This is a genomic window from Agrococcus lahaulensis DSM 17612 (genome assembly GCF_000425105.1).
GTDB classification, from domain to species: domain Bacteria; phylum Actinomycetota; class Actinomycetes; order Actinomycetales; family Microbacteriaceae; genus Agrococcus; species Agrococcus lahaulensis.
This window is the reverse complement of the sequence record NZ_KE384305.1, coordinates 64,130-77,118: the sequence shown is the minus strand read 5'-3', so window position 1 is coordinate 77,118 and position 12,989 is coordinate 64,130. Positions and strand designations below refer to the sequence as shown.

Genomic DNA, 12,989 nt, shown 5'->3' with positions numbered 1-12,989 from the left:
TAGGATGCTCGTTGGACTTCTCGTGGACGGGCGTCGCCCGGGCCACGACACCGGAAAGAGGGCTAGTGGAGATTCTCCAGATCATCATGCAGGTGATCCTCGGCGTCACATCCGTGCTGCTGACGCTGTTCATCCTGCTGCACAAGGGCCGCGGCGGCGGGCTCTCCGACATGTTCGGCGGCGGCGTCGGTTCGTCGCTCGGCTCGTCGGGCGTGGCGGAGCGGAACCTCAACACCATCACCGTCGCCGTCAGCCTGACGTGGGTCGCATCCATCGTCGTGCTCGGCCTCATCACCAAGTTCGCGGGGATCTGATGGCTTCCGGAGGCAGTGCGATCCGCGGCTCGCGCGTCGGCGCGGGCCCCATGGGCGAGCAGGACCGGGGCTTCCACGCCGAGCGCGTGGCGGTCTCCTACTGGGACGCGATGGGCAACGAGACCGTCCGCTACTTCGCGGCCGACCTGCCCGAGGACGAGATCCCCGAGGTCATCGACTCGCCGTCGACCGGGCTCCCGGCCGGCCGCGACAAGGACAACCCGCCGCAGGTCGCCAAGAACGAGCCCTACAAGACGCACCTCGCGTACGTGAAGGAGCGCCGCACGCCCGAGGAGGCGGCGGAGCTGCTCGAGGAGGCGCTGCAGAAGCTGCGCGCCGCCGAGGGCCGCGCCTGACGCGCTGATCGATCGGCATCGAGACGCAGCGGCCGTCCTGCTCCGGCAGGGCGGCCGCTCTCGCATCCCCGTGCCCGCCTGCGCTGATCGGCGCCTCCCGCATGCGAGTGGCGCCTCCCGGGTCTGACTGGCGGCTCCCGCGACTGAGGGGAGCCCGCAGCCGCCGCTCAGGCACCGCAGGCGCCGCCCAGGCGCCGCGGGCGCCACTCGGTCGCCGGGCTAGAGCCGCGAAGCCGCCTCCGCGTCGAGGTGCATGACCGTCTCGAGCCGCCCCGCGACGCCCACGGCGGGCGCCTCGGCGAGGTCGGCTCCGCCGAGCACGCGCGCCACGGCATCCGCCTTGTCCTCGCCAGCGACGACGAGCCAGACCCTATCGGATGCGTTGATCGCCCCGAGCGTGAAGCTCAAGCGCTCGGGCGGGGGCTTGGGGGAGTCGCGCACCGCGATGACGGCCGTCCCCTCGGCGTGCACGCCCGGCAGACCGGGGAAGAGCGAGGCGACGTGCGCGTCGGGTCCCATGCCGAGGAGCGTCAGGTCGATGGGCCTGAGCTCGCGCAGCATCGCCGTCGCCGCCTCCGCCGCCTCGTCGAGCGAGCGGCCGTCGGCGGCCGGGAGCTCGAGCACGCTCGCGCTCGGGATCTCGACGCGGTCGATGAGCGCCTCGCGCGCCTGCATCGCGTTGCGCTCGCTCGAGTCGGCCTCGACGAAGCGCTCGTCGCTCCACGTCAGCGTCACGCGCGCCCAGTCGATCGGGCGATCGGCGAGCGCCGCGAGCAGCTCGGTGCCGACCGAGCCGCCCGTGAGGGCGATCGTCGCGCGGCCCTGCCGCTCGACGAGCTCGGCGATGAGTGCCTCGAGCGATCCCGCCGCGGCCCCGACGAGCGCGGCGCGGTCCTGGTGCACGACGGGCTTCACGCTGCCTCCTCGAGAGTCGAAGCGAGCACCTGGCGGTACATGTCGTCGGGTGCGAGCTTGCGCAGCTCCTCGGCGAGCTGGTCCTCGAGCCCGCGCGTCGACAGCGCGACGTGGTGCTCCGGCTGGCCGGGCTGGCGGAGGATCCCCACGGAGTCGCGCACGCGCGTGAGCGACGACTCGCCGCTCGAGCGGTGCAGCTCGACGGCGTGGAGGCCGCTCGAGCCGGTCGGCGTCTCGCCTGCCTCGACCTTCTCGATCGGCACCCGCAGCCGCAGCTGCAGCCACGCCGCCATGAGGTGCACGCTCGGGTTGCCGAGGTCGCCCGAGACCACGCCGCCGTGCACCGGCTCGAACGGCGGCTGGTCGAGCAGCGCCGCGAGGTGCGCGCGCCAGTTCGTCAGCCGCGTCCACGCGAGGTCGGTGTCGCCGGGCCGGTAGCAGCCGGCGAGCCTGAGGATCGCGGCGTGCGGGTCGGCCTGCTTGCCGGAGTCGGTGATGCGGCGCTGCGAGATCTGCCCGAGCTGCGACGCCGAGGGGGTCTCGGGCATGAAGCTCGGCCACCACGCGACGACGGGGGCGTCGGGCAGCAGCAGCCCCTGCACGATGCCGAGCAGGTGCGAGCCCAGCTCGCCGTAGCACTGCAGGAGCACGACCTCGCTCGCGCCCGCGTCGGCGCCGACCCGCAGCTCGGCGTCGAGCCGCGGCTCCTCGTCGGCGTTCACGTGGTCGGGGTTGCGGGAGACGACGATGACGCGCATCGGGTGCTCGCGCGAGGCCTGGTTGGCGGCGCGGATCGCCTCCTCCTCGGCGCCGATCTGCGTGTGGATGACGAGCGTGAGCACGCGGCCGAGGGCGACGACGCCGCCCTCCTCGCGGATCTCGAGCATCCGCCGCTGCACCTCGGCGGTCGTCGTGCGGGAGAGTCGGATGATCACGGGCGCCTCCAGTGCCGTCCGTCGCGGGCGAGCAGCTCGTGCGCGCTCCGCGGTCCCCACGAGCCGGGCTCGTACTGGTCGATCGGGCCGCCCTGCGCCTCCCAGTGCTCCTCGATCGGGTCGAGGATCCTCCAGGCGAGCTCGACCTCCTCGTGCCGGGGGAAGAGCGGCGGGTCGCCGAGCAGCACGTCGAGGATGAGGCGCTCGTACGCCTCGGGGCTCTCCTCGGTGAAGGCGTGGCCGTAGCCGAAGTCCATCGTCACGTCGCGCACGTGCATCCCCGGCCCCGGCACCTTCGAGCCGAAGCGCATCGAGACGCCTTCGTCGGGCTGCACGCGGATGACGAGCGCGTTCTCGCTCATCGTGCGGATGTCCGACTCCTCGAAGAGGTACTGCGACGCTCGCTTGAAGACGATCGCGATCTCGGTGACCCGGCGGCCGAGGCGCTTGCCTGCGCGGAGGTAGAACGGCACGCCCGACCAGCGACGGGTGTCGACCTCGAGCTTGATCGCGGCGTAGGTCTCGGTCGCGGAGTCGGGCCGCATGCCCTCCTCCTCGAGGAAGCCCTTCACGAGCGTGCCGCCGTGCCAGCCGGCGTCGTACTGCCCGCGGGCGCTCGAGTGCTCGAGGGGGAGCGGCACGCGCGCGGCGCGCAGCACCTTCTCCTTCTCGACCCGCAGGTCGGCGGCGTCGAACGAGACCGGCTCCTCCATCGCGGTGAGCGCGAAGAGCTGCAGCAGGTGGTTCTGGATGACGTCGCGCGCGGCGCCGATGCCGTCGTAGTAGCCGGCGCGGCCGCCGACGCCGATGTCCTCCGCCATCGTGATCTGCACGTGGTCGATGTGGTTGGCGTTCCAGATCGGCTCCCACAGCGCGTTCGCGAAGCGCAGCGCGAGGATGTTCTGCACCGTCTCCTTGCCGAGGTAGTGGTCGATGCGGAAGACGCTGTCGGCGGGGAACACCGACTCGACGACCTGGTTGAGCTCGCGCGCCGATGCGAGGTCGTGCCCGAACGGCTTCTCGATCACGACGCGCCGCCACCGCTCGCCGTCGGCCTCGGCGAGGCCGGAGCGCTTGAGCTGCTGCGTGACGAGCGGGAACGCGTTCGGCGGGATCGACAGGTAGAAGGCGTGGTTGCCCATCGTGCCGCGCGTGCGGTCGAGCTCGGCGAGGACCTCGGCGAGCCGGTCGAACGCCGCGTCGTCGTCGAAGTCGCCCTGCACGAAGCGGACGCCCTCGGCGAGCTGCCGCCATACCGACTCGCGGAAGGCGGTGCGAGCGTGCTGCTGCACCGACTCGCGCACCATGCGCGCGAAGGCCTCGTCGTCCCAGTCCCGGCGGCCGAAGCCGACGAGGCCGAAGCCCGGCGGCAGCAGGCCGCGGTTCGCGAGGTCGTAGACCGCCGGCAGCAGCTTCTTCCGCGCGAGGTCGCCCGTGACGCCGAAGAACGTCATGGCGTTCGGACCGGGGATGCGCGTGAGGCGCTGGTCGGACGGGTCGCGCAGGGGGTTCTGGCCCGCCGCGATCGTGACGGCCTCGGCCGTCGCGACGGTCATCGGCGAGCGGCGGCGAGGAGCCGGTCGAGCCCCTCGTCGAGGTCGTCGAGCGTGAGCGTCAGCACGGGCCTGCCGTGCTCGGCGAGCACGCTCGCGTCGCCCGAGGCCTGCGCCTGCAGCAGCTGCCCGAAGGTGAACGACCGACCGGGGATCTCGAGGTCCTCGTGCGGCTGGCCGAGCAGCTGCAGGAACACCCCGTTCGGCGTGCCGCCCTTGTGGTACTGCCCGGTCGAGTGCAGGAAGCGCGGCCCCCAGCCGAACGTGACGGGTCGGCCGGTGCGCGCCGCGAAGGCCTCGCGCAGCCGCTCGAACCGCGGCTGCCCGATGCGGTCGAGGTAGGCGTGGATCGCGAGGTAGCCCTCGCCCGTGAGCTGGGCGAGCAGGGCGTCGATGGATGCGTCGACCGAGTCGTGCACGACACCGGCGGTGCCGCGCAGCTCGATCCCCGCGTCGACGTGCTCGGGAGCCGCCGGCGGCTCGAGCGCGTCGAGCAGGCCGCGCGCGGCGACCTTCGCCGACTCGACGTCGGGCTGGTCGAACGGGTTGATGCCGAGCAGCCGGCCGGCGACGGCCGTCGCGAACTCCCAGACGAGGAACTGCGCGCCGAGCGTGCCGGCGACCTCGATCTCGCCCGGCTCGACGTGCTGCGCCTCGCGGGCGGAGCCGACGAGGCGCACGACCTGCAGGTCGGGGAGGTCGGCGGAGAGCTCGGGCGCGTCCTTCTCGAGCACGACCGGCAGGATGCCGACGCCGTCCTTGCCGGTCGACTCGGCGATGAGCTGCTCGGCCCAGTCGCCGAGGCCGACGATGTGCGTGCCGTCGGCGACGAACGCGAGCTTGTCGCGCAGCGGCCTCGTGCCGGCGATCGCGGCGGCGAGCCGCAGCCCGGGGTTGTCGTCGGCGTCCTCGGTGATCTCGGGGAGCGCGGCGAGCGCCTCGTCGAGCAGCGAGCGCACGTCGACGCCCGCGAGGCCCGAGGGCACGATGCCGAAGGCGGTGAGCGCCGAGTAGCGCCCGCCGACGTTCGGGTCGGCGTTGAAGACGCGGTAGCCCGCGCGGCGCGCGTCCTGGTCGAGCGGGGAGCCGGGGTCGGTCACGACGATGATGCGCTCGACCGGGTCGATGCCCGCATCGCGGTAGGCCTGCTCGAAGGCGCGTCGCTGGCTGTCGGTCTCGAGCGTCGAGCCCGACTTCGACGAGACGACGAGCGCCGTGCGCGCGAGGCCGTCGCGCAGCGCGCGCCGCACCTGGCCCGGCTCGGTCGAGTCGAGCACCGTGAGGTGCACGCCCGCGGTGCGCGTGATGACCTCGGGCGCGAGCGACGAGCCGCCCATGCCGGCGAGCGCGATGCGGTCGACGCCGCGCTGCCGCAGCTGCTTCCGGAGCGCCTCGATGTCGTCGACGAGGCCGGCGCTCGACGCCGCGGCGTCGACCCAGCCGAGCCGCACGGAGGCCTCGGCCTCGGCCGCCTCGCCCCACAGCGTCGCGTCGCCCGAGACGAGCCGCCCCGCGACGCCGTCGACGACGAGCTGCGGCACGACGCGGTCGATCGCCTCCTGCGCGGCGCCCGAGGCCGTGATGATGAAGGTCATGCTCCCGCTCCCGCCTGCTCGAGGTGACCGCGCACGGTCTCGACGAGCTCGGCCCACGACGCGTCGAACTTCTCGAGGCCCTCGGTCTCGAGCAGCTCCACGACCTCGGTGTAGGAGACGCCGACGCGCTCGAGCGCGTCGAGCACCGCATCCGCCTCGTCGCCGCGGCCCGAGACGCGATCGCCCTCGATGCGCCCGTGGTCGGCGACCGCCTCGAGCGTCTTCTCCGGCATCGTGTTGACCGTGTGCGGCGCGACGAGCTCGGTGACGTAGAGCGTGTCGGGGAGCGAGGGGTCCTTGACGCCCGTCGACGCCCACAGGGGCCGCTGCGTGTTCGCGCCGGCCTCGAGCAGGGCCTTCGCCCGCTCGGAGCCGAACGACTCCTGCCACACGCGGTAGGCGAGGCGCGCGTTCGCGATGCCCGCCTTGCCCTTGAGCGCGCGAGCCTCGTCCGTGCCGATCGCGTCGAGGCGCTTGTCGATCTCGGTGTCGACGCGCGAGACGAAGAACGACGCGACGGAGTGGATCTTCGACAGGTCGCGCCCAGCCTGCTGCGCGCGCTCGAGCCCCGTGAGGTACGCGTTGATGACGTCGCGGTAGCGCTCGAGCGAGAAGATGAGCGTGACGTTGACGCTGATGCCCGCCGCGATCGTCGCGGCGATCGCCTCGAGGCCCTGCTGCGTCGCGGGGATCTTGATGAGCACGTTCTCGCGGTCGACGAGGCGGTGCAGCTCGGCGGCCTGCGCGACGGTGGCCTCGGTGTCGCGCGCGTGGCCGGGATCGACCTCGATCGACACGCGCCCGTCGAAGCCGTCGGTGGATGCGTAGAGGTCGGCGAAGATGTCGCACGCGTCCGCGACGTCACGGGTCGTGAGCGCCGTGATGACCTCGTCGACGCCCGCGCCGTCGGCCGCGAGCTCGTGGATCGCGGCCTCGTACGACTCGCCCTGCGCGATCGCGTTCGCGAAGATCGTCGGGTTCGTCGTGACGCCGACGACGTCGCGCTCGGTGATGAGCGCCGCGAGGGTGCCGCTGTCGATGCGCTGCCGCGAGAGGTCGTCGAGCCAGATGCTCACGCCCGCCTCGGAGAGCGCCCGGGTGTTCTCGTTCATGTGCTTGCCTCCTGCCGGCCCGCTCAGCGAGCCGCTTCGATGGATGCGCGAGCCGCCTCGACCACGGCCTCGGCCGTGATCCCGAACTCGCGGAAGAGGGTCTTCCAGTCGGCGCTCGCGCCGAAGTGGTCGATCGCGACCGAGCGGCCCGCGTCGCCGACGATCGGGTGCCACGTCAGCGGCGAGCCGGCCTCGACCGAGACGCGCGCGCGCACCGCGGCCGGCAGCACGGACTCGCGGTACTCGGCGGGCTGCTCGGCGAACCACTCGAGCGAGGGGGCGGCGACGACGCGCGCGGCGACGCCGTCGGCCTGCAGCTGATCGCGCGCCTGGAGCGCGAGCTGCACCTCGGAGCCGGTCGCGATGAGGATGACGTCGGGGGAGCCGCCGGCCGCCTCGACGAGCACGTACGCGCCCTTCGCGACGTTCGAGGCGTGCGCGAGGGTCTCCTCGGTCGCGTCGCCGTCGCCGCGCTCGAGCACCGGGATGTTCTGGCGCGTCAGGGCGATGCCGACCGGCTGGTCGCGCCGCTCGAGGATCGTCTTCCAGGCCCATGCCGTCTCGTTCGCGTCGGAGGGGCGCACGATCTCGAAGCCGGGGATCGCGCGGAGTGTCGCGAGCTGCTCGATCGGCTGGTGGGTCGGCCCGTCCTCGCCGAGCGCGACGGAGTCGTGCGTCCAGACGTGGATGGGGTGCACGCCCATGAGCGCCGCGAGCCGCAGCGCGGGGCGCTGGTAGTCGCTGAAGATGAGGAACGTGCCGCCGTAGGGGCGCGTCGGCCCGTGCAGCACGATGCCGTTGAGGATCGCGGCCATCGCGTGCTCGCGGATGCCGAAGTGCATCGTGCGGCCCCGCGGCGAGGCCTCGGGCCACGACGTCGTCGCGCGCTCGGCGGGCGCGAAGGATCCCTTGCTCTCGAGCGTCGTGTTGTTCGACTCCGCGAGGTCGGCGGAGCCGCCCCACAGCTCGGGCAGCACGTCGGCGAGCGCGTTGAGCACCTTGCCCGACGCGGCCCGGGTCGAGACCTCGGTGCCCGCCTCGAACGTCGGGAGCGCATCCTCGACGCCCTCGGGCAGGGCTCCCGAGAGCAGCCGGTCGAGCAGCGCCTTGCGCTCCGGGTTCGCGCTCGCCCACAGGTCGAAGCGGCGCTGCCACGCGTCGCGCGCGTGCTCGGCGCGCTGCGCGGCGTGCTGGCGCGTGTACTCGAGCACGGCGTCGTCGACGTGGAAGGAGCGCTCGGGGTCGAAGCCGAGCAGCTCCTTGACCGCGGCGACCTCGTCGGCGCCGAGCTTCGCGCCGTGCGCCTTGCCCGTGCCCTGCTTCGTCGGCGCGGGCCAGCCGATGATCGTCTGCAGGATGATGAGCGAGGGCTTGCCGGTCTCGGCCTTCGCCTCCTCGATCGCGGCGTGCAGGGCCTCGACGTCCTCGACGTACTCGTCGGCGGTCGGGCTGTCGCCCTGCCGCCACGCGACCTCGAGCACCTGCCAGCCGTAGGCCTCGTAGCGCGCGCGGACGTCCTCGCTGAACGCGATGTCGACGTCGTCCTCGATCGAGATCGCGTTCGAGTCGTAGATGGCGATGAGGCGCCCGAGCTGCTGGTGGCCCGCGAGCGAGCCGGCCTCGCTCGTGACGCCCTCCTGCAGGTCGCCGTCGCCGGCGATCACGTACGTGTAGTGGTCGAACGGGCTCTCGCCGTCGGGCGTCTCGGGGTCGAGCAGCTCGCGCTCGAAGCGCTGCGCGTAGGCGAAGCCGACCGCGGATGCGAGGCCCTGGCCGAGCGGGCCGGTCGTGATCTCGACGCCCTTCGTGTGGCGGTACTCGGGGTGGCCCGGCGTGAGCGACCCCCACGTGCGGAGCGCCTCGAGGTCGCTCTTCTCGAGGCCGGAGCCCGTGAGGTAGAGCTGCACGTACTGGGTGAGGGAGGAGTGGCCCACCGAGAGGATGAAGCGGTCGCGACCGAGCCAGCGGTCGTCAGCCGGATCGCGGTCCATGACGTGCTGGTAGAGCAGGTGCGCGACCGGCGCGAGGCTCATCGCCGTGCCGGGGTGGCCGTTGCCGACCTTCTCGACGGCGTCCGCGGCCAGCAGGCGGGCGGTGTCGACGGCGCGCTGGTCGTCAGTGGTCCATTCGAATGCCAATGCGGCTCCTTCTTCCGGCGGCGCGGAGCCGCGGCGATGCGGGCGGTGGGCGTCCTCCTCAGCATAGTGAGCGGGCGCATGCGCGTCCCGGGCGGATCCCGCGAGGTGACGCCGCGAGTCAGATAGGATGGCCGTTGGCCCTCGCCCGCACCCGATCACTCGAACAGGACCCCGCTGCATGTCGAACGCGACCTCGTCAGGCGTCTCGGCCCCCGCGGCGCCGGAGGCTCCCGGTCGGGCGACGCTCAAGGTCAAGGCGGGCGCGTACGTCGCGCTGACGAAGCCGCGCGTGATCGAGCTGCTGCTCGTCACGGCGCTGCCGACGATGTTCCTCGCCGCCGGCGGCGTGCCGCCGCTCGGCGCCCTCGTGGCGACCCTCGTCGGCGGCTTCCTGAGCGCGGGCAGCGCGAACGCGTTCAACATGATCCTCGACCGCGACATCGACCGCGTCATGCACCGCACGCAGCACCGCCCGCTCGTGACCGGCACGCTCTCGGTGCGCGAGGCGCGCGTCTTCGCGTGGACGCTCGCGGTCGTCTCGACACTCGTGCTCGGCGTCTTCGCCACGTGGCTCGCCGCGGCGCTCTCGGTCGCCGCGATCGGCTTCTACGTGCTCATCTACACGATGCTGCTCAAGCGCCGCACCGAGCAGAACATCGTCTGGGGCGGCATCGCCGGCTGCTTCCCGGTCGTGATCGGCTGGGCCGGCGTGACGGGATCGCTCGACTGGCCCGCGTGGATCCTCTTCACGCTCGTGTTCCTCTGGACCCCGGCGCACTACTGGCCGCTGTCGATGAAGTACCGCGACGACTACGAGGCGGCCGACGTGCCGATGCTCTCGGTCGTGCGCGGCCGGCCGATGGTGGGCATCCAGGTCATCCTCTACGCGTGGGCCTCGCTCGCGTGCACCCTGCTGCTGATCCCGGTCGGCGGGATGGGGTGGCTCTACACCGGCGTCGCGGTGCTCGCGGGCGCGTGGTTCGTGGGGGAGTCGCACGGCCTCTACCACCGCGCGATCAAGGGCGAGCGAGAGGTGCGCGCGATGCGCGTCTTCCACGCCTCGAACACCTACCTGACGCTCATCTTCCTCGCGGTCGGCGTCGACCCGCTGCTGCCCTTCTGACCGCCGCGCCTCGCGGCGCAGTAGGTTCTGCTCAGTTCCGCCGAACCGAGCTGAGGTCGCATGCTGCTCATCGTCGTGTGCGGCGCCCTGCTCGTCGCGGGCGTCGCGATGGCCGTCGCCTGGAGCGCTGAGCCGCTCGTCGAGCCGGCGCGGCCGCGCGTCGACGCCGAGCACCCGCGGCGCGCGGCGCTCGCGCACTACGCGCGATGGGCGGCGATCCTCACGGTCGTCGGCGTCGCGACCGGCGTGCTCGTGCTCGGCGCGGGCGGGCGGCTCGCCATGCGGCTGCTCGCGGCCACCTCGCCGGATGCGGTGGGCCGGTTCACCGAGGGACAGGCGGTGGTGGGCGACATCACCCTCGAGGGCACGCTCGCGTACGCGACCTTCGGCGCGCTGCCGATCGCGGTCGTCTCGGCCGCGCTCTACCTGCTCGCGGCGCCGTGGCTCCCGCGCGGCCGGCTCGCCGGCCCCGCGTTCGGCCTCGTGCTGCTCGTCGTCGGCTCGCCGTTCGTCGATCCGCTCCGCGCCGACAACCTCGACTTCGACCTGCTCGGCCCCGGCTGGCTCTCGGTGCTCGTGTTCGCGCTCCTGGCGCTCCTGCACGGCACGGCGCTCGCCGCGATCGCGGGGCGGGCGAGCCGCGCGCTCGCGTCGAGCGCTGGGAGCGGCCGCCGCGGCACCGTCCTCGCGCTCGGCGGCGGTCGTGCTGCTGCCGATCGGCATCGTGCTCGCGCTCGGCGCGCTCGTCGTCGCGGCGCTGCCGCGCGCCCTGCCCGCGCTCGTCGCCGCGCGGCGCTCGAGGCGCGGCGTGCTCGTCGGCCGCGTGCTGCTCGGCGCAGCGACCATCGCGGCGGCGCCGGCCTTCATCGGCGCCGTCGTCTCGATCGCGAGCCGCTGAGCGTCAGACGCGGTCGAGCATCTGCAGCAGGCGGCCCTCGCGGAGCGCCCACGGGCTCACGTCGAGCTCCTTCACGCGGAACGCGCGCATCGCCTCCGACAGCACGATGCCGCCCGCGACGATCTGGAAGGTGCGATCGGCCGTGATGCCCGGTAGCGCCGTGCGCGACGCGGCGTCCATGCGCGCGATGCGCGGCACCCAGTCGTCGAGCTGGCGGCGCGTGAGCACCGCGCGGTCGCCGTCGCCGATGCCGGGGAGCGCGTTGCCCGCGAGCCGCGCGAGCGATCGGATCGTCTTCGACGAGCCGATGACGTGATCGGGCCGCCCGAACGGCTGCACCTGCGCGACCGCGTCGTCGAGCACGGCCTTCGCGTACATGCGCAGCGCCCGCTGGTCGGCGAGCGACGGCGGGTCGGAGCGGAAGAAGCCGACCGTCGACCGCCCGGCGCCGAGCGGCACCGAGAGCGCGATCGCCGGCTCCTCGTCGTCGCCCATCGCGATCTCGAGCGAGCCGCCGCCGATGTCGAGCAGCAGGATGCGCCCGGCCGCCCAGCCGAACCAGCGGCGCACCGCGAGGAACGTCAGCCGCGCCTCGTCGGGCCCGGAGAGGATGTCGAGGGTCACCTTGGCCTCGCGCTCGATGCGGGCGACGACCTCCTCGCCGTTCGCGGCCTCGCGCAGGGCGCTCGTCGCCATCACGACGAAGTCGTCGAGCGGCTCGCTGCGCGCGATCGCCACGCACTCGCGGATCGCGGCGAGGAGCGCCGCGACGCCCTCGTCGGTGATCGCGCCGTCCTCGTCGAGGTAGCGCATGAGCCGCAGCGTCAGCCGGTGCGAGCGCGTCGGCACGGGCCGGCCGCCGAGGCGCATGTCGACGAGCAGCAGGTGCACGGTGTTCGAGCCGATGTCGAGCACCCCGAGCCGCGCGCCGTGCTCGACCTCGCCGAGCGCGCCGTCGACGGGCCGGTCGCCGCTCATGCCGGCACGACCGCCGTCGCGTCGGCGCGCGCCGCGTGCTCGTCGACCGGCCGCGGCGGCCGCAGTGACAGCACCACCGCGGCGCCGATCGCCGCGGAGACGACCGAGAGCACCATGTGGATGCCGACGAGCATGATCGGCAGCCCGAGCCGCGACTGCACGATGCCGACCACGACCTGCACGAGGATCACGCCGAGCAGGGCGAGCGACCAGCGCAGGTGCAGCCGGGGCCCGCGCCGCCAGGCGACGGCGACGACGGCGATCGTCAGGGCGAGGAGCACGTAGCCGGGCCACGCGTGCACGTGCTGCATCACCGCGGGGTCGAGGCCGTTCCTGGCCGCGCCGCCGTCGCCCGCGTGGGGTCCGGAGCCGGTCGTGAGCACGCCCACCACGATGACCACGACGAGCGCGAACGTCATGAGGTGTACGAGCGCCGATTGCCAGCGCGGCGCGACGCGGGGCCCCGACGGACCGACGACGACCTTCCAGACCAGCACCGCCGAGAGCGCGACGAGGATGACCGAGAGGAAGAAGTGCACCCCGACCGTGTCGGGCCGCAGCTCCATCCACACGACGACGGCGCCGATGAGCGCCTGCGCGATGCTGAGCCCGAGCACGAGTCCGGCGAGCCATGCGATGGAGCGATCGACCCGGCGGCGGATCGCCATCACGAGCATGATGACGGCGATCGCCACGACGACCGCGCCCCAGACCCGGTTCGTGAACTCGATGACCCCGTGGATGCCCTGCTCGGGCACGGGGACGAACGACTCCGGTTCGCAGTTGGGCCAGGTCGTGCATCCGAGCCCCGAGCCCGTCAGGCGCACGGCGCCGCCTGTGCCGACGATGACGATCTGCGAGACCAGGGTGGCCCAGGCCGCGGCCATCAGGCCGCGTGAGCGCTCCAGCACAGTGCACCTCTCATGCCGTTCGCGGTAGGATCGTGGGGAGCCCATCGGCTCCGAACCCCTGCGCCGGTCTTCGGCGAGGCGTGTGCGACGGCCCTTCAAGTATGGCCGACCGCGGCGGTTCGCGAGTCGCGCGGAATGCCGAGGAGCACCGCTGGGTTGCA

General features: G+C 73.1%; 12 protein-coding genes. 4 read left to right on the top strand and 8 right to left on the bottom strand.

Annotated elements, in window-relative coordinates; genetic code table 11:
- Positions 1–65: 65 nt before the first annotated feature.
- Both secG and H508_RS0113405 read left to right on the top strand, forming a co-directional pair.
- Complete coding sequence (gene secG / locus H508_RS0113410) at positions 66–314, top strand: preprotein translocase subunit SecG (protein ID WP_021009476.1); 249 nt, start codon at positions 66–68, stop codon at positions 312–314.
- On the top strand, positions 314–670 hold the full coding sequence (locus tag H508_RS0113405) for an RNA polymerase-binding protein RbpA (RefSeq protein WP_026374435.1): 357 nt from the start codon (positions 314–316) through the stop codon (positions 668–670). The genes secG and H508_RS0113405 overlap by 1 nt, the downstream gene beginning before the upstream one ends.
- Before the next feature lie 219 nt (positions 671–889).
- On the opposite strand, the gene pgl is transcribed toward H508_RS0113405, so the two are convergent.
- From pgl to tkt, 6 genes are read right to left on the bottom strand one after another with little or no spacing between them, the layout of a single operon-like run.
- A complete protein-coding gene (gene pgl / locus H508_RS0113400; RefSeq protein ID WP_035255228.1) occupies positions 890–1,585 on the bottom strand; it encodes a 6-phosphogluconolactonase in 696 nt (231 codons plus the stop codon).
- Entirely contained in the window at positions 1,582–2,520 is a 939-nt protein-coding gene (locus tag H508_RS0113395) for a glucose-6-phosphate dehydrogenase assembly protein OpcA (RefSeq protein ID WP_026374433.1), read from the bottom strand. The genes pgl and H508_RS0113395 overlap by 4 nt, the downstream gene beginning before the upstream one ends.
- Positions 2,517–4,076 carry a glucose-6-phosphate dehydrogenase gene (zwf, locus tag H508_RS0113390; RefSeq protein WP_035255225.1) on the bottom strand — a complete coding sequence of 520 codons (1,560 nt, stop codon included), beginning with the start codon at positions 4,074–4,076 and terminating at the stop codon, positions 2,517–2,519. The genes H508_RS0113395 and zwf overlap by 4 nt, the downstream gene beginning before the upstream one ends.
- Positions 4,073–5,668, bottom strand: a complete 1,596-nt coding sequence (locus H508_RS0113385; RefSeq protein ID WP_026374431.1) for a glucose-6-phosphate isomerase — start codon at positions 5,666–5,668, stop codon at positions 4,073–4,075. Before H508_RS0113385 ends, zwf begins: the two co-directional genes overlap by 4 nt.
- The gene (gene tal / locus H508_RS0113380) at positions 5,665–6,780 is read right to left on the bottom strand and encodes a transaldolase (RefSeq protein WP_026374430.1); all 1,116 of its coding nucleotides are present in this window, start codon (positions 6,778–6,780) and stop codon (positions 5,665–5,667) included. The genes H508_RS0113385 and tal overlap by 4 nt, the downstream gene beginning before the upstream one ends.
- Before the next feature lie 23 nt (positions 6,781–6,803).
- Positions 6,804–8,918, bottom strand: coding sequence for a transketolase (tkt, locus tag H508_RS0113375; protein ID WP_026374429.1), 2,115 nt, complete (start codon positions 8,916–8,918; stop codon positions 6,804–6,806).
- Positions 8,919–9,096: 178 nt separating this feature from the next.
- Between tkt and H508_RS0113370 the strand changes: the two genes are divergently transcribed.
- Both H508_RS0113370 and H508_RS0113360 read left to right on the top strand, forming a co-directional pair.
- Complete coding sequence (locus tag H508_RS0113370; protein ID WP_026374428.1) at positions 9,097–10,041, top strand: heme o synthase; 945 nt, start codon at positions 9,097–9,099, stop codon at positions 10,039–10,041.
- 703 nt (positions 10,042–10,744) lie between these two features.
- The gene (locus tag H508_RS0113360) at positions 10,745–10,939 is read left to right on the top strand and encodes a hypothetical protein (protein WP_026374427.1); all 195 of its coding nucleotides are present in this window, start codon (positions 10,745–10,747) and stop codon (positions 10,937–10,939) included.
- Positions 10,940–10,942: 3 nt separating this feature from the next.
- Here H508_RS0113360 and H508_RS0113355 read toward each other — a convergent pair whose 3' ends face one another.
- Positions 10,943–11,917: a Ppx/GppA phosphatase family protein gene (locus H508_RS0113355; RefSeq protein WP_051223481.1), complete on the bottom strand. Its 975-nt coding sequence runs from the start codon at positions 11,915–11,917 to the stop codon at positions 10,943–10,945.
- Positions 11,914–12,804: a COX15/CtaA family protein gene (locus tag H508_RS16485; protein ID WP_051223479.1), complete on the bottom strand. Its 891-nt coding sequence runs from the start codon at positions 12,802–12,804 to the stop codon at positions 11,914–11,916. Before H508_RS16485 ends, H508_RS0113355 begins: the two co-directional genes overlap by 4 nt.
- Positions 12,805–12,989 lie beyond the last annotated feature (185 nt).